This window comes from Nocardia neocaledoniensis (genome assembly GCF_003182135.1).
Taxonomy (GTDB): Bacteria; Actinomycetota; Actinomycetes; order Mycobacteriales; family Mycobacteriaceae; genus Nocardia; species Nocardia neocaledoniensis.
In genome coordinates, this window is record NZ_QGTL01000016.1 from 1 (window position 1) to 14,783 (window position 14,783).

Below are 14,783 nucleotides of genomic sequence, written 5' to 3' on the forward strand. Positions count from 1 at the left end.
AAGACCGAGCGCACCCAGCTCGACGGCACCGGCAACGTCAAGGGCACCGGCGAGTTCAAGCAGTGGGACGTGCAGGCCATCTACCGCGCCGTCGGATATCGGTGTGCCGCGGTGGCCGGCCTCCCCTTCGACGAGGACACCGACACCGTTCCGCACCGGGCGGGCAGAGTCCTGGCGGACGGGGAACCGCTGCCCGGCGTCTATGTGACCGGCTGGGTCAAACGGGGCCCGGTCGGTCTCATCGGCCACACGAAGGGCGATGCCAACGAGACCGTCGCCTGCCTGCTGGCCGACCGGCGGACACTGACACGTCCCGCGCACCCCGATCCGGACGCGGTACTCGAATTCCTGCTGGCCGCCGGGATCTCGTTCACCACCTGGGACGGCTGGTACCGCCTCGACGCGCACGAGCGCGCACTCGGCGAGCCAGAGGGGCGTGAGCGCGTCAAAGTCGTCGACCGCGTGGACATGCTGCGCGCCAGCGTGGGCGGCTGACGGATGCCGATGCCCCGGACCACCCCGACCCCGCCGCAGGTCGTCACCGCCCTCGACGCCGTCCACGATCCCGAGATCGGCCGTCCCCTCACCGAATTGGACATGATCGACGCCGTCGAGGTGGACGCGCGCGGTCACGTCGAGATCCGGGTCCTGCTGACCGTCGCGGCGTGCCCGCTGCGGGCGACGATCAGCGCCGACATCCGTGCCGCGGTCACCGCGCTTCCGGGCGTCACCGGCGTCGACATCGACTTCGGTGTGATGAGCGAGGGCCAGCGCCAAGCCCTGCGGCTGCGGCTGCGTGGTCCGGCCGCGGAGGCGGAGAACGGACTCACCGCCCCGGACACGGCGACTCGGGTGTACTGCGTCGTCTCCGGCAAGGGCGGCGTCGGAAAGTCCAGCGTCACCGTGAACCTGGCGGTCGCGCTCGCCCGGCGGGGTCTGCGCGTGGGCGTCATGGACGCCGACGTGCACGGGCACTCGGTCCCGGCGATGCTCGGCATCACCACCGCCCCGACTGTGGTGGAGCGAATGCTGATGCCGCCCACCGCCTTCGGCATCCGGGTCATCTCGATCGGTATGTTCGCCGAGGGAAACGCGCCCGTCATCTGGCGTGGTCCGATGCTGCACCGTGCGCTGGGGCAGTTCGTGCACGACGTCTATTGGGGCGAGCTCGACGTCCTGCTGATCGACATGCCGCCGGGCACCGGCGACATCGCGATCTCGCTGGCCCAGCTCCTGCCTGCCGCCGAACTCCTCGTCGTCACCACCCCGCAGCGCACGGCGGCCCGCATCGCCGAACGGGCGGGCGCGGTCGCGGCGCAGACAGGGCAGCGGGTGGCGGGCATCGTCGAGAACATGTCCTGGTACGACGCTTCGGACGGCACCAGGCACACCCCGTTCGGCGCGGGCGGGGCGACTGCGGTCAGCCGGGCGTTGAGCGTGCTGCTCGATCGCCACTGCCCGGTTCTCGGACGGATTCCGTTCGACCCCGTGGTCTGCGTGGCGGGCGACGACGGCGTGCCCTTCACCCACGCGGCGCCGGAGTCCGCGCCCGCGCACGCGATCGCCGACATCGCCGCGATTCTGGCGCCGACCGGCGGCGGGCTGACCGGCAGGCGGCTTCCGGTGACCCCGATGAACCGGACGGTACAGCGAAATGGTGCGTAGGCGGGGCGAACGGCTCTAGTCTGTATCCGCTACACACTGTGGAGGTTGGATCACATGACGGTCGAGATCGTGACCGAGCCGGCGCCCGAGGACCTGTGGACCGGATCGGGCCGCGCGACCGGGGCGCCGCCGACGTCGATGATCGAGCGGATGACGCTGATCCTGGACGCGTTCGACGCGACCACCCCCACCCTCACTCTGCTCGGCCTCGCCGAACGCACCGGCCTGCCACGCTCCACGGTGCACCGCATCCTCGACCAGATGATCCGGCTGCGCTGGCTCGCCCACACGCCCGGCGGCTACCGGCTCGGGCTGCGCGTGCTCGAACTCGGCGGGCTCGCCGCCGAACACAACGAACTGCGGGAAGTGGTCGGGCCGCTGCTGTACGACCTCAGCCAGCGCACCGGCCTGATCGGGCACCTCGCCGTGCTCGACGGCCGCGAGGTGCTGATCCTGGACCGCGCGGGCACCCGCGGCCACGCCGCGGTGCCCACCCGGGTCGGCGGCAGGCTGCCCGCCCACTGCACCGCCGTCGGCAAGGCGCTGCTCGCCACCCTGGAACCGGGGATCGCCGACGCCTCCCTGCGCGGCAACACCGCCCCGCGCACGGCGCGCACGATCGTCGACCGGGCCGAGCTGCACCGCGAACTGGCCCGCATCCGCAATCGGCAGGGCGTGGCCGTCGACACCGAGGAGTCGCTGCCGGGAGTCGGGTGCGTGGCGGTGCCGATCCGCGGGCGTGGCGCCGCGCTGGCCGCGATCTCCCTGTCGGGCAGCCTGCACGGTGACCGCAGCGCCCTCGACACCGCGCGACTGGCCAGGGCGCTGGCCGAGGTCGCCAAGGAAGCGGCGCGCACCCTGGTGCCCCGGCACGGCCGCGCCCACTAGCCCCGGCTCAGCCCGCCGGACGTGTCGCCATCGCCCGTCCGGCCGCCCGCCCGGAGAAGATGCAGCCGCCGAGGAAGGTGCCCTCGAGCGCGTTGTAGCCGTGCACGCCACCGCCACCGAAACCGGCGACCTCGCCCGCGGCGAAGAGCCCGGGGAACACCGAGCCGTCCGGCCGCAGCACCCGCGAGTCCAGATCGGTCTGCAGACCGCCGAGGGTCTTGCGGGTGAGGATGTTCAGGCGCACCGCGATGAGCGGACCGTGCGCCGGGTCGAGGATACGGTGCGGTTTGACGACCCGCCCGGCCTTGTCGCCGAAGTACTTGCGCGCGTTGGTGATCGCGGCGAGCTGCGCGTCCTTGCCGAACGGATTGGCGACCTCGCGGTCCCGGGCCACGATCTGGCGCTCCAGCGCGGCCGCGTCGAGCTGCGGGCCGCGCGCGATCGCGTTCATCCCGTCCACCAGTTCGGCGAGCGAGTCGGCGACCACGAAATCCACGCCGTGCCGCTTGAACGCCTCCACCGGTCCCGGCGCGCCCTTGGCGACGCGGCTGCGCAGCGTGAGTTTGAGGTCCTTGCCGGTGATGTCGGGATTCTGCTCCGAGCCCGACAGCGCGAACTCCTTCTCGATGATCGTCTGATTCAGCACGAACCACGAGTAGTCGTGCCCGGTCGAGAGGATCTGCCGCATGGTCGCGTTGGTGTCGAAGCCGGGGAAACACGGTGCGGGCATGCGGTTTCCGTTCGCGTCGAACCACAGCGACGACGGTCCGGGGATGATCCGGATGGCGTGATCGGGCCAGACCGGATCCCAGTTGTTGATGCCCTCGGTGTAGTGCCACATCCGGTCGCGGTTGACCAGCGCGGCGCCGGCCTGCTCCGAGATGCCGAGCATCCGCCCGTCGACATAGGCGGGAACGCCCGAGATCATCGTCTCCGGGCACGGGCCGAGGCGTTCGGTGGGCCAGTTGCGGCGGATCAGGTCGTGCGCGTGCCCGATCCCGCCGGAGCTCACCAGCACGGCGGGCGCGTGGAAGGTGAACTCGCCCACCACCTCCCGGCTCGACGCCACGCCACGCTCGGTGTCGCTCGGGGCGAGCACGCTGCCGCTGATCCCGGTGACGGCCCCGTCGGTGACGACGAGCTCGTCGACCCGGTGCCGGAACGCGAAGCGCACCAGGCCGCGTGCCTCACCGGCGAGCACGGGTTCGAGGAACACGCGCAGGACCTCCGGGCCGGTGCCCCAGGTGAGATGGAACCGGGGAACGGAGTTGCCGTGCCCGCCGGCCAGTCCGCCGCCGCGTTCGGCCCAACCGACCAGGGGGGTGACCCGTAAACCCAGGGCGTGCAGGTAATCCCGCTTCTCGTCGGTGGCGAACCGGACGTAGGCCTCGGCCCAGCGACGCGCCATCCGGTCCTCGTCGTCACGATCGAAGCCCGCCGAGCCCAGCCAGTCCTGCAGGGCCAGCTCGTAGGAATCCTTGATGCCGAGCCTGCGCTGTTCGGGGCTGTCGACGAAGTACAGGCCGCCCAGCGACCAGAACGCCTGGCCGCCGAGGTTGGCGCGATTCTCCTGCTCGACCACCAGGACCTTGCGTCCGGCCAGGACCAGTTCATGGGTGGCGACCAGGCCCGCGAGCCCGGCGCCGACGACGATCGCGTCGGGGGTGAAATCTTCGATGCTCTCTGGGACTGTGCTCGACATACCCGGGAACGTAGCATTGGTGCGTCGGGGCCGGGGGTAAGTCTTGGAAACGCCCTGACCAGCCAGGTTTCACGCAGAGAGGTCTTCTATGCCTATCCGTACGCGCACCGGCGCGGCCGTGCTCGTCCTCGCGGTCCTCGCCGGTCTCGGCGCCACCTCCTGCTCACGCACGGAACGCTGGTGCGAGCGCGACCAGGGTGACGTCCTCGTCGAGAACTCCTACTGCGAGCGCGGCGTTCCCGGCTACGAGTGGGAACCCGATCACGACAAGCCCAAGAAGAAGAAAAAGCCCAAGAAGCACTGACCCGAGCGGCCTTGCGCCGCAGGTGATCCGAGACCCGGCCGTGGCGCAACAGATGCCGAGTCCACGCCGTGTCGATGCGAGTCCGCGGGTATCCCCTTGGTGAGCGACGAAAACCCTTGTGGTGGACAGTGATCGCTCGCTGATTCTCACAACGGCGTGAGTGGGTGGGTGCCATGAACTCTCGAAAGGTCATTTCCGGATTCGCACGACGGGCGGCGCGGACGCTGTCGGTGGTGCTCCTGGCGGCGGGGATCGGGACAGCGACGTCCCAGGGGTCGATCGCGCTGGCGCACAGTTGCGCCTCGATCGACGTCGTGATCGCCCGTGGCACACAGGAACCCGGTTATCTGGGGGCCGCCGTCGGCGATCCGCTCTATGCGGTGCTGAGCAGGCAGCTACCGGTGGACATCTCCGCGCACCGGGTGGAGTATCCGGCCGACCTGCTGGTGCCCAGTTCGGTGAGCGACGGTACGCGCGCGATGACCTCGCACGTCCTCGCACAGGCCGCGGCCTGCCCCGAGCAGCGCTTCGTCCTCGTCGGCTACTCCCAGGGCGCGGTGGTCACCCACGGGGTGCTCGGATCCGCCGCGGCCACCGTCCTGCCCGGGATCTGGGTGCTGCCGCCGGAGCTGTCCCCGCGCATCGTCGCGGTGCTGCTGTTCGGTGACCCGCTGCGCCTCGTCGGTGGCACGGTGGCGCCGCTCTACGCGGATCGCGCCGAGAACTATTGCACCGCAGGCGATCCCGTCTGCGCGGGGGGTGTGTTCCCGACCGCGCACGGCGCCTACGACTGGGCCTTCGCCGTGGCCGCCGGACAGGTGGGCGCACGGCTGTGAGCCTGGACTGCCCGCCGCTCAGGCGGCGGGCAGCACGCCGGACAGGACCGTGCTGATCTGCGCGACCGCGCGGTCGACGCTGCCGGTCGGCTGGAACAGGTGGCTCAGCGTGAGCCGGACCATGATCTCCACGACCGAGGTGAGTTCGTCGTCGGACAGCGCGGTGAGCCGGTAGCGCTCGCGCACCGTGCCGGTGAGCGCGGCGACCGCCCGGCCGAGGACCGGTTCGGGCTCGCTCAGCAGCGCGGGCAGCAGCGCGGTGTCGGCCTCGGCGCGCGCCGCGAGCACCGCCTTGATCAGGGTGTTGTCGCCCGCGTTGCGCAGGGTGTAGTCGGCGGCGGCGGTCATGCCGGCGAGGGGGTCGGCCGGGTGTTCGGTCAGCGTGTCGGCGATGCCCGCCAGATAGATGCCCAGCTCGCGCTCGATGAGCGCGTCGGCGAGTGCCTGCTTGGTGCCGATCTCCTTGTAGAGGACGGGACGGCTGATCCCGACCTCCTTGGCCACGCGCGACATGTTGACCGCGCCCCAGCCCTCGGTGACGACCATGGCCCGGGCGGCATCGAGCATGCGGTCGCGCAACAGCTGCCGCATCTCGGCGTGGAAGTTCGGCGATTCGGTCACGGAAACGATCGTACATGTCTCTTGGTTTCGGATCGATTATTGACAAATCGATAGTGACTGTCTTCACTAGAACACATCAGCCAAATGTGTAAACGGACGCGGCAACAATAGTGCCGGTGTCCCGGCGGCAGGAGAACATGGATGACGACATCTCGGATCGGCCACGACGGGTCGGCGGCGGTGCTGCACTGGCGCGACCCCAAGCGCTATCTGTGGCTGTTCGGCCTGATCGCGCCCAGCGCCGCGCTGCTGGCGTGCGCGTTCGTGTGGACCTTCCACCAGCTGGGCTGGGGCGCGGTCGCCCCCGTCTGGTGGTGGCTCGGCCCGATCCTGCTCTACGTCCTGTTGCCGATCCTGGACCGCTTCTTCGGTCCCGACGGCGAGAACCCGCCGGAGGAGGTGATGGAGGCGCTCGAGAACGACCGGTACTACCGCTGGTGCACCTACGCCTACATCCCGCTGCAGCTGATCAGCCTGGTCCTGGCCTGCTACCTGTGGACGGCGGACGACCTGTCCTGGCTCGGGATCGACGGCGGTCTCGGCCTGGTCTCGAAGATCGGCCTGGCCTTCACCATCGGCGCCATGGGCGGGATCGGCATCAACACCGCGCACGAGCTCGGGCACAAGAAGGACGAGCTGGAGCGGTGGCTGTCGAAGATCACCCTCGCCCAGACCGGCTACGGCCACTTCTACATCGAGCACAATCGCGGTCACCACGTGCGGGTCTCCACCCCCGAGGACCCGGCCAGCGCCCGCTTCGGGGAATCGTTCTGGACGTTCCTGCCGCGCAGCGTGTGGGGGAGCCTGACCTCGGCGTGGGAACTGGAACGCACCCGCCTCGAGCGGCTCGGCAAGGGCCCCTTCACGATCCACAACGACGTCCTCAACGCGTGGCTGATGACCGTGGTGCTGTGGGGCGCGCTGGTCGCGGTGTTCGGCCCGGTGATCCTGCCGTTCCTGCTGATCCAGGCGGTGTACGGTTTCTCCCTGCTCGAGACCGTCAACTATCTCGAGCACTACGGGCTGCTGCGGCGCAAGACCGCCTCGGGCCGCTACGAGCGCTGCACCCCGGAGCACAGCTGGAACTCCGACCACCTGGTCACCAACATCTTCCTGTACCACCTGCAGCGCCACAGCGACCACCACGCCAACCCGACCCGGCGCTATCAGACCCTGCGCCACATGGACGGCGCGCCCGAGCTGCCCAGTGGGTACGCCAGCCTGATCGGCCTGGCCTATCTGACCCCGCTGTGGCGCAAGGTGATGGACCCGCGCGTGCTCGCGCACTACGACGGCGACATCACCCGCGTCAACATCCAGCCCGCCAAGCGGGACAAGGTCCTGGCGAAGTACGGAGCCCGCTGATGACCGTCTACCTCTGCCCCGTCTGCGACTACCGCTACGACGAGCGCCAGGGCGCGCCCCGCGAGGGATTCCCCGCCGGCACCGCGTGGTCGGCGATCCCCGAGGACTGGTGCTGTCCGGACTGCGGCGTGCGCGAGAAGCCCGATTTCACAGCGACCGAGGAGGTTTCGCGATGAACGACTACCGGCTGTTCCGCTGCGCGCAGTGCGGCTTCGAGTACGACGAGGCGCTGGGCTGGCCCGAGGACGGCATCGAACCCGGCACCCGCTGGGACGACATCCCCGCGGACTGGTCCTGCCCCGATTGCGGCGCCGCCAAAGCCGATTTCGACATGCACGAGGTGAGTCGCGGATGAGCGAGCGGATCGTCGTCGTCGGCGCCGGTGTCGCCGGCGCGACCGCCGCGCAGACGCTGCGGCGCGAAGGCTTCGCGGGCGAGATCGTGCTCGTCGGCGCCGAACCGGATCTGCCCTACCGCAGGCCCGCGGTCTCCAAGGACCTGCTCGCCGGTACCGGCACGATCGAGCGCGCGGCACTGAAACCGGCGGCGTTCTGGGCGGAGAGCCGGATCGATCTGCGCCCCGGCGTCACCGCCGAGGCCGTCGACACCGACCGTGCGACCGTGCGCTTGGCCACCGGTGAGACGTTGGGCTACGACAGCCTGCTCCTGGCGACCGGAGCGCGAGCCAGAACGCTGGACACCGGGTCGAAACGGGTGCACACCCTGCGCGGCCGCGGCGACATCGAGGCACTCCGGGCGGCCGTGACCACGGGCGGTTCGCTGCTGATCATCGGCGGTGGCTTGATCGGCTGCGAGGTGGCGGCCACCGCCCGCGGCCTCGGAGCGCGGGTGACCCTGCTCAACGCGGGCTCCGAGCTGATGGACCGGGTGCTGCCCGCCCCGGTCTCGGCGTTGCTGCGACGCCGCCACGTCGAGCACGGCGTGCGGGTCGAGAACGACGTCGTGACCACGGATCTGGTCGACGCCGACGGCGGCGTCACCGCGGTCGCCGCCGACGGCCGTACCTGGTCGGCGGCCGCGGCCCTGGTCGCCATCGGCTCGGTTCCCGACACCGCCCTGGCCGAAGCCGCCGGGATCACGGTGAACGACGGCATCGTCGTCGACCACCACCACCGGACCTCCGCGCACAACGTCTTCGCCGCGGGCGACGCGACTACGGTCTACCACCCACTGCGCGGTGCCTATGAGCGCCCGCAGCACTGGAATTCGGCGATGAGCGCCGGCGCGGCGGCGGCGATGTCCATTCTCGGTCTGCCCGCCGCCACCGCCGAGGTCCCGTGGGGCTGGACCGATCAGCACGGCCGGTCGCTGCAGTTCGCCGGCTGGCTCCACCCCCACAACGAGCTGATCGTCGACGGCGACCTCGACGGCGGCGAGTTCCTGGTCACGGCCCTGCACCAGAGCATCCCCGTCGGCGCCGTGGCCATGGCGCGACCCCGCGACCTGCGCGCCACCCGCACGCTCATCGACGCGGGCCGCCCCTACCGGACTCCCGCGGTGCCCGCTCCCTGAGCTGCGCCCGATCGCGGCCGAGAACTGACCGCGATCGGCCGTAGCGTGGGCGGTATGCGAACACGAGAGAAGAGGATTGTCGTCACGACCCCGCGCGGGCATGTGGGCTCGCGGGTGGTCCAGTTGCTGATCCAGGCGGGCGTACGGCCCACGCTCCTGATGCGCGACCCCGCTCGCCTCGACCGCGCCCTCCGGGCTCGCGTCGACGTGGTGCAAGCCGACCAGGCCGACGCCGAGGCGGTCGTCGCGGCCACCCGCGGCGCGGACCGGCTCTTCTGGGTCGACCCGCCCGCCCTCGTCGACGGTGACCCGGTCGCGGGCTACGCGCGGATGGGGGAGTCGGCCGCCAGGGCGATCACCGAGAACGGCATCGAGGCCACGGTGTTCCTCAGCAGCATCGGCGCCGAGAAGCGCGGCGGTGCCGGCGAGATCGACGGCCTGGCCCGCACCGAGGAACTGCTCGACGCCACCGGCGCGTCCGTGCTGCACCTGCGCTGCGCGTACTTCTTCACCAACCTGCTCACCCAGCTCGACGAGATCAGGGCGGGCACCCTGTCGACACCGTGGCCGCTCGAGCACGTGATGCCGTGGGTCGCCCCCCGCGACATCGGCGAGGTGGCCGCGGCCCGCCTGCTCTCGGACGCGTGGTCGGGCCGGGTGGTGCAGGCCGTGCACGGGCCGGAAGATCTGACCTTCGCGCAGGTCGCGAAGATCCTGGGCGCCGAACTCGGCCACGACGTGACACCGGTCCCGATCAGCGACGAGCAGTTCCGTGGCGTGCTGCGCGAGGCCGGGCTCGGTGCGGGCCAGATCGACGGAATCGCGGGCATGTCCGCGGGATTGAGCTCGGGATTCGTCGCCGAGCAGCCACGTTCGATCGCGACCACCACGCCGACGACCCTGGCCGCCTGGGCGCGCACCCACCTGCGCTGAGCGCGCGGGTCGGTCACGATCGTGACCGGCCCGCAACGTCGCCGTCCTACCAGTGCACGCCCGGCAGCATCCGGCTCATCCGCGCGGCCGGGCTCGGCATCACCATGAGCGGGGTGAGCACCGGCGCGAGCACGGTGAGCGCGTTGCGGCTCGGCGCCTCCGGTTCGGCCGGTTCGGCGACGACCGGCACGGCGGCCTGCTTGCCCTGCGCCGCGGTGGATTCCCCGAACAGGCGGAAACCGGTGTGCAGGATCGACCGCTTGAGCGAGGGCAGGAACATCTCCACCGCCTGGGCGAACGTGCCGACCGGCGTATCGATCCGATCGGGTCGTTCCAGCAGCGCGCGGACCACGATGTCGGCGGCCCGCTCCGGGTCGGGCAGCGGCAGCGCGCGGTACAGATCGGTCGGCGCGATCATCGGCGTGCGCACCAGCGGCATCCGGATGGAGGTGAAACTCACTCCGGCGCCGCGGTTCTCGACCGCCGCGATCTCGCTGAAGTTGTCCAGCGCCGACTTGCTCGCCGCGTACGCCGCGAACCGCGGCACCTTGGTCTGCACCGCGATCGAGGAGATGTTCACGATGTGCCCGAAACGCCGCTCCCGCATCGAGGGCAGCAGGGCCAGGATCAGGCGCACCGCGCCGAAGTAGTTGACCGCCATGGTGCGCTCGAAGTCGTGCATCCGGTCCACCGAATTGGCGACCGAGCGGCGGATCGAGCGGCCCGCGTTGTTCACCAGGTAGTCCACGTGGCCGTGCTCGCGCAGCAGTGCGGCCACGAGCTCGTCGACCGCGGCCGCGTCGGTGATGTCGCACGGATACGCGAAGGCGGTCCCGCCGTCGGCACGCACGGATTCCGCTGCGGCCGTGAGGTCTTCGGCACCACGCGCCACCATGAGCACCGTCGCGCCGCGCCGCGCCACCGCGTGCGCGGTGGCCAGCCCGATCCCCGAGGACGCGCCGGTGATGAGCACGACCCGGCCCGCCAGCCGATCGGCGTCGGCGGCCGGACGCCCGCGATGCGGGTCCAGGTTGGCCCGCCAGTAGTCCCAGAGCCGCGCGGCGTAGGTGTCGAACGCGGGCACGTCGAGCCCGGGCAGCTGGGCGCGGGTCGAATCGGCGACGAATTCCGCGGTGAACCCGACATGCGGCGCCACCTCGGCCGGGATCCCGGCCTGCTCGAACAGGAAGTCCCGCACGGCGTGCGCGCCCGGGACGTGCCCGAGCCCGCTCAGCGCGCGGGCGCTGCCCGGCACCGTGCCGATCCCGGCGGGCCCACCCGCGGCGCTCGCGAGCGCGCGGTAGATCTCACCGAACGGCTGCGGCTTCGGATTGACCAGGTGGAACGTGCGCCCGTCGAGTCCCTCGCGGCGCACCAGCCGCACCATGGCCTCGGCGACGTAGTCGACCGGGACCACGTTGGTCGCGCCCAGATCGGGCAGCGGCAACGGCAGTTCGGCGGGCAGCGCCGCCAGCGCCGCGATCGCCTGGAAGAAGTAGTACGGGCCGTCGATCTTGTCCATCTCGCCGGTGCGCGAATCGCCGACCACGATGGCCGGGCGATACACCCGCCAGCGCACGTCGGTGGCCTCGCGGACGAGCTTCTCGGCGGCGAACTTGGTGCGGTGATACGGCGAGGTCAGGTTCTGGCCGAGGTCGAAGTCCTCCTCGAAGAACTTGCCGCGATGATCACCGGCGACGGCCACCGAGGACACGTGGTGCAGCACGGCGTCGAGCTTGCGCGCCAGCTCCAGCACCGAGCGGGTGCCCGCGACATTGGCCGCGTGCGCAGTGTCCTCGTCGGCGGTCATGTCGTAGACCGCGCCCAGATGCAGGATGTGATCGGCGCGCGGCGGTTCGTCGCCGAGCCCGAGCCCCTCGGCGGTCAGGTCCCCGACCAGGGCGAACACTCGATCGCCGTCGGGATGCTGCGCGGTGAGCGCGGTGAACTTGGCCAGCGACTCGGCGCGCACCAGCACGTGCACGAGCGCGGTGGGGTCGGCCGCGAGCAGCCCCCGCACCACGCGCCTACCCAGAAATCCCGTACCGCCTGTCACGATGTAGGAAACCATCGCCCCTCCTGAAGAATTCGTCGAAACACGGTGTCGTGCAACAGTGATCCGGCATGCGGCGGTGGATGCGGGCATCAGTGAAACCGGGCACTGCGTCGTCCCGGCTGCGCTAACCGTACTCGTCAGTAACCTAGCTGGGCAAGCGCGTGGCGCCCGCTGGCCGTGTGGGAATGGTCACCTGTCGTCGCAGGTCAAAGGGTATGTGTGACAGCCGCTTTCAGTAACCGAGAGTTTCGGACAACTTGTCGCTACCGGCCCGCACGGGGTGCCGAGCTGAGCCCGGCACCCCGCGTCCGGCTCAGCGCAGATCGCGTCGGCGGAAGGCGATGAGGCCCACGGCGATCCCGGCCGCGGCCACCACGAGCAACCAGGCGACGGGCACGATGTCGAACGCCCCGCCGGGCAGCTTGGGCGGGTGCACGAACGGCACCAGATCCATCAGCCACTGCGGGAACGTGCCCAGCGAACCGAGCAGCATGATGACCACCGTCGCGCTGAGCACCGCCCAGGCGAGCGTCGCGTACTTGGGCACCACGCCGAACAGCACCAGCGCGATCGCGGTGATCACCCAGACCGCGGGCAGCTGCACGGCCCCCGCGGCGAGCGAATCACCGACCTTGCCCACGACGTCGCCGTCGGTCGCGCCCCACACCACGCCGATGCCCAGGCCCGAAACCAGCAGGGCCACAGTGGGTCCGGCGATCGCGAAGAGCAGATGGCTCGCCACGAACCCGGTCCGCCCGACCGCGGCGGCCAGCACGGTCTCGGCGCGCCCGGTGCTCTCCTCCTCGTGCAGTCGCAGCACCGACGACACCGAGTAGGCGGCCGCCGCGGCGGCGAGCATGGTGATCGCGTAGGCGATGAACGACTTCTCCAGGTCGGTCGATCCGCCCATCGAGGTGACCACGTCCTGCAGCGTGCCGCTGTCGTCGAGCATGCCGCCGATGCTGTTCACGGCGCCGCCGATCAGCAGGCCGTACAGGGCGAAGCCCACCGTCCAGCCCAGCATCGACCCGCGCTGCAGCCGCCAGGCCAAGCCGACCGGACCGGCCAGCGCGCCACCCGCCGTCGCCGGGCCGGGGCGTTCGGCCAGCAGCCCGGCGCCGAGATCGCGGGTGCGCAACAGCTGATAGGCCAGCAGCGTCGCGCCGGCGCCCACGACGGCCAGCGGAACGAGCACCCACCAGCGTTCCCCGGCGTACGGCCGGATCTGCAGACACCAGCCCAGCGGCGAGAACCACGACAGCACACCGTTGCCCGCGTCACCCACCGCGCGCACGGCGAACGCGGCGCCCAGCGTGCCGAGCGCGACACCGCGCGCGATGCGCGCGCCGTTGCTCAGCTGGGCGGCCACCGCCGCGACGGCCGCCCACACGATGCCGGAGGCGGCCAGCGCCAGGCCCCAGGCGAGGGAGCCCGCCGTCGGCAGGTCGGCGGCCGACAGGGAAGCGGTACAGGCGATTCCGGCGACCACGGAGGCGCCGAAGGTGAGCAGCAGCGCGCCGGTGAGACCGGCGAACCGGCCGATGCTGGTCGCGCCGACCAGCTCCGCGCGCCCGGTCTCCTCTTCGACCCTGGTGTGCCGGATCACCGTGAGCACGGCGGCGATGGCGATCATCGAATACATCGCCCCGGCCTTCCAGGTACCGATGGAGCCGAGCGAGGAATTGAAGACCGGACCGTACATGGCGAGCAGGGCGGGACTGGCCGCCGTCGTGGCCGCGAAGCTGTCCAGCTGCTGCTGGCTGGCGTAGAGGTCTTTGATCGAGACGATCTGCAGGGCGGGCATCAGCCCGATCAGCAGCGACCACAGTGGCGCGATGATCCGGTCGCGGCGCAGGAACAGGCGCAGCATCTGGCCCGTCCCCGCGAACTCGCTCGCGGTCCGCGTGGAATGCAGGAAGCCGGGTGTCGCGGCGAGGGTGGTCATGCCCGCACCGCCGCTTCGGTCGCCGCCGCGCCGTCGGCCTCGACGTGGTAATGGCGCAGGAACAGGTCCTCGAGCGTGGGCGGCGCGCTGGTCAGGCTGCGCACCCCCGCGTCGCCGAGTACCCGGATGAGCGCGCCCAGATGCTCGGCGTCGACCTGGCAGCGCAGGGTCGAGCCGTCCTGTTCGACGTCGTCGACTCCGGGCAGCGCGCCGACATCGCCTGGGTCGCCGATCAATTCGGCGGTGATGGCCGTGCGGCTCAGGTGCCGCAGCTGATCGAGTGAACCGGACTCGACCGTGCGCCCGGCCCGGATGATCGTCACCCGGTCGCACAGGTGCTCGACCTCGGACAGGATGTGGCTCGACAGCAGCACCGTCGCCCCGCGGGCGGCGGCCTCGCGGACGCAGTCCTGGAAGATCTGTTCCATCAACGGATCCAGGCCCGAGGTGGGCTCGTCGAGCACGAGCAGATCGGCGTTCGCCGAGAAGGCCGACACCAGCGCGACCTTCTGCCGGTTGCCCTTGGAATAGGTGCGGGCCTTCTTGGTGGGATCGAGCTCGAAACGCTCGATCAGTTCCGCGCGCCGGTTCTCGTCGAGCCCGCCGCGCATCCGGGCGAGCAGGTCGATCGTCTCGCCGCCCGAGAGCGAGGGCCACAGCGTGACATCGCCGGGGACATAGGCGATCCGGTGGTGCAGGGCGACCGCGTCGGTCCACGGGTCGCGGCCGAACAGCGACGCTTCGCCGCCGGAGGCCCGCAGGACGCCGAGCAGCACGCGGATCGTGGTGGATTTTCCCGCGCCGTTGGGGCCGAGGAAACCGTGGATCTCACCGGGGCCGACCCGCAGGTCGAGGCCGTCGAGCGCGGTGAAGCGGCCGAAGTTCTTGCGCAGGTCACGAACATCGATGACCCGATCGGTGGTGGGGGAGGGCAT

General features: G+C 70.9%; 14 protein-coding genes and 1 pseudogene. 10 read left to right on the top strand and 5 right to left on the bottom strand.

From position 1 onward, the window contains the following. The 3 genes and pseudogenes from DFR69_RS30150 to DFR69_RS30160 form a co-directional block, all read left to right on the top strand. Window positions 1-495 (top strand): annotated as a pseudogene (locus DFR69_RS30150) (pyridine nucleotide-disulfide oxidoreductase); the annotation flags it as partial. A gap of 9 nt (window positions 496-504) precedes the next feature. Further along, entirely contained in the window at window positions 505-1,665 is a 1,161-nt protein-coding gene (locus DFR69_RS30155; protein ID WP_208644071.1) for an Mrp/NBP35 family ATP-binding protein, read from the top strand. A gap of 54 nt (window positions 1,666-1,719) precedes the next feature. After that, window positions 1,720-2,553, top strand: a complete 834-nt coding sequence (locus DFR69_RS30160) for an IclR family transcriptional regulator (RefSeq protein ID WP_110041080.1) — start codon at window positions 1,720-1,722, stop codon at window positions 2,551-2,553. A gap of 7 nt (window positions 2,554-2,560) precedes the next feature. Here DFR69_RS30160 and DFR69_RS30165 read toward each other — a convergent pair whose 3' ends face one another. Then, a complete protein-coding gene (locus DFR69_RS30165) occupies window positions 2,561-4,255 on the bottom strand; it encodes an FAD-binding dehydrogenase (RefSeq protein WP_110041081.1) in 1,695 nt (564 codons plus the stop codon). 88 nt (window positions 4,256-4,343) lie between these two features. Here DFR69_RS30165 and DFR69_RS30170 point away from each other — a divergent pair, with 88 nt between their 5' ends. Both DFR69_RS30170 and DFR69_RS30175 read left to right on the top strand, forming a co-directional pair. Further along, window positions 4,344-4,559 carry a hypothetical protein gene (locus DFR69_RS30170; protein ID WP_110041082.1) on the top strand — a complete coding sequence of 72 codons (216 nt, stop codon included), beginning with the start codon at window positions 4,344-4,346 and terminating at the stop codon, window positions 4,557-4,559. Between the two features lie 173 nt (window positions 4,560-4,732). Next, window positions 4,733-5,395, top strand: coding sequence for a cutinase family protein (locus DFR69_RS30175; protein WP_110041083.1), 663 nt, complete (start codon window positions 4,733-4,735; stop codon window positions 5,393-5,395). 18 nt (window positions 5,396-5,413) lie between these two features. Here DFR69_RS30175 and DFR69_RS30180 read toward each other — a convergent pair whose 3' ends face one another. Further along, on the bottom strand, window positions 5,414-6,016 hold the full coding sequence (locus tag DFR69_RS30180; protein ID WP_110041084.1) for a TetR/AcrR family transcriptional regulator: 603 nt from the start codon (window positions 6,014-6,016) through the stop codon (window positions 5,414-5,416). Window positions 6,017-6,157: 141 nt separating this feature from the next. Here DFR69_RS30180 and DFR69_RS30185 point away from each other — a divergent pair, with 141 nt between their 5' ends. The 5 genes from DFR69_RS30185 to DFR69_RS30205 are packed head-to-tail and all read left to right on the top strand — an operon-like array spanning window position 6,158 to window position 9,847. After that, window positions 6,158-7,381 (top strand): alkane 1-monooxygenase, encoded by a 1,224-nt coding sequence (locus tag DFR69_RS30185; protein WP_110041085.1) that lies wholly within the window; start codon window positions 6,158-6,160, stop codon window positions 7,379-7,381. Next, window positions 7,381-7,557, top strand: a complete 177-nt coding sequence (locus tag DFR69_RS30190) for a rubredoxin (protein WP_110041086.1) — start codon at window positions 7,381-7,383, stop codon at window positions 7,555-7,557. Before DFR69_RS30185 ends, DFR69_RS30190 begins: the two co-directional genes overlap by 1 nt. Beyond that, a complete protein-coding gene (locus DFR69_RS30195; protein WP_110041087.1) occupies window positions 7,554-7,736 on the top strand; it encodes a rubredoxin in 183 nt (60 codons plus the stop codon). The genes DFR69_RS30190 and DFR69_RS30195 overlap by 4 nt, the downstream gene beginning before the upstream one ends. Continuing rightward, window positions 7,733-8,914, top strand: a complete 1,182-nt coding sequence (locus DFR69_RS30200) for an NAD(P)/FAD-dependent oxidoreductase (RefSeq protein ID WP_110041088.1) — start codon at window positions 7,733-7,735, stop codon at window positions 8,912-8,914. Before DFR69_RS30195 ends, DFR69_RS30200 begins: the two co-directional genes overlap by 4 nt. Before the next feature lie 54 nt (window positions 8,915-8,968). Beyond that, window positions 8,969-9,847: an NmrA family NAD(P)-binding protein gene (locus DFR69_RS30205; RefSeq protein ID WP_110041089.1), complete on the top strand. Its 879-nt coding sequence runs from the start codon at window positions 8,969-8,971 to the stop codon at window positions 9,845-9,847. A gap of 46 nt (window positions 9,848-9,893) precedes the next feature. Here the strand turns inward: DFR69_RS30205 and DFR69_RS30210 are convergent, their stop codons facing one another. From DFR69_RS30210 to DFR69_RS30220, 3 genes are all read right to left on the bottom strand, one after another. Then, window positions 9,894-11,918 carry an SDR family oxidoreductase gene (locus DFR69_RS30210; protein ID WP_110041090.1) on the bottom strand — a complete coding sequence of 675 codons (2,025 nt, stop codon included), beginning with the start codon at window positions 11,916-11,918 and terminating at the stop codon, window positions 9,894-9,896. Between the two features lie 298 nt (window positions 11,919-12,216). Then, complete coding sequence (locus tag DFR69_RS30215) at window positions 12,217-13,848, bottom strand: ABC transporter permease (protein WP_110041091.1); 1,632 nt, start codon at window positions 13,846-13,848, stop codon at window positions 12,217-12,219. Then, a complete protein-coding gene (locus tag DFR69_RS30220) occupies window positions 13,845-14,783 on the bottom strand; it encodes an ABC transporter ATP-binding protein (protein WP_110041092.1) in 939 nt (312 codons plus the stop codon). Before DFR69_RS30220 ends, DFR69_RS30215 begins: the two co-directional genes overlap by 4 nt.

Coding starts and splice junctions, on each gene's coding strand:
- DFR69_RS30155 (WP_208644071.1), top strand. CDS start 505: ATGCCCCGGACCACCCCGACCCCGCCGCAGGTCGTCACCGCCCTCGAC.
- DFR69_RS30160 (WP_110041080.1), top strand. CDS start 1,720: ATGACGGTCGAGATCGTGACCGAGCCGGCGCCCGAGGACCTGTGGACC.
- DFR69_RS30165 (WP_110041081.1), bottom strand. CDS start 4,255: ATGTCGAGCACAGTCCCAGAGAGCATCGAAGATTTCACCCCCGACGCG.
- DFR69_RS30170 (WP_110041082.1), top strand. CDS start 4,344: ATGCCTATCCGTACGCGCACCGGCGCGGCCGTGCTCGTCCTCGCGGTC.
- DFR69_RS30175 (WP_110041083.1), top strand. CDS start 4,733: ATGAACTCTCGAAAGGTCATTTCCGGATTCGCACGACGGGCGGCGCGG.
- DFR69_RS30185 (WP_110041085.1), top strand. CDS start 6,158: ATGACGACATCTCGGATCGGCCACGACGGGTCGGCGGCGGTGCTGCAC.
- DFR69_RS30190 (WP_110041086.1), top strand. CDS start 7,381: ATGACCGTCTACCTCTGCCCCGTCTGCGACTACCGCTACGACGAGCGC.
- DFR69_RS30195 (WP_110041087.1), top strand. CDS start 7,554: ATGAACGACTACCGGCTGTTCCGCTGCGCGCAGTGCGGCTTCGAGTAC.
- DFR69_RS30200 (WP_110041088.1), top strand. CDS start 7,733: ATGAGCGAGCGGATCGTCGTCGTCGGCGCCGGTGTCGCCGGCGCGACC.
- DFR69_RS30205 (WP_110041089.1), top strand. CDS start 8,969: ATGCGAACACGAGAGAAGAGGATTGTCGTCACGACCCCGCGCGGGCAT.
- DFR69_RS30210 (WP_110041090.1), bottom strand. CDS start 11,918: ATGGTTTCCTACATCGTGACAGGCGGTACGGGATTTCTGGGTAGGCGC.
- DFR69_RS30215 (WP_110041091.1), bottom strand. CDS start 13,848: ATGACCACCCTCGCCGCGACACCCGGCTTCCTGCATTCCACGCGGACC.
- DFR69_RS30220 (WP_110041092.1), bottom strand. CDS start 14,783: ATGCCCTCCCCCACCACCGATCGGGTCATCGATGTTCGTGACCTGCGC.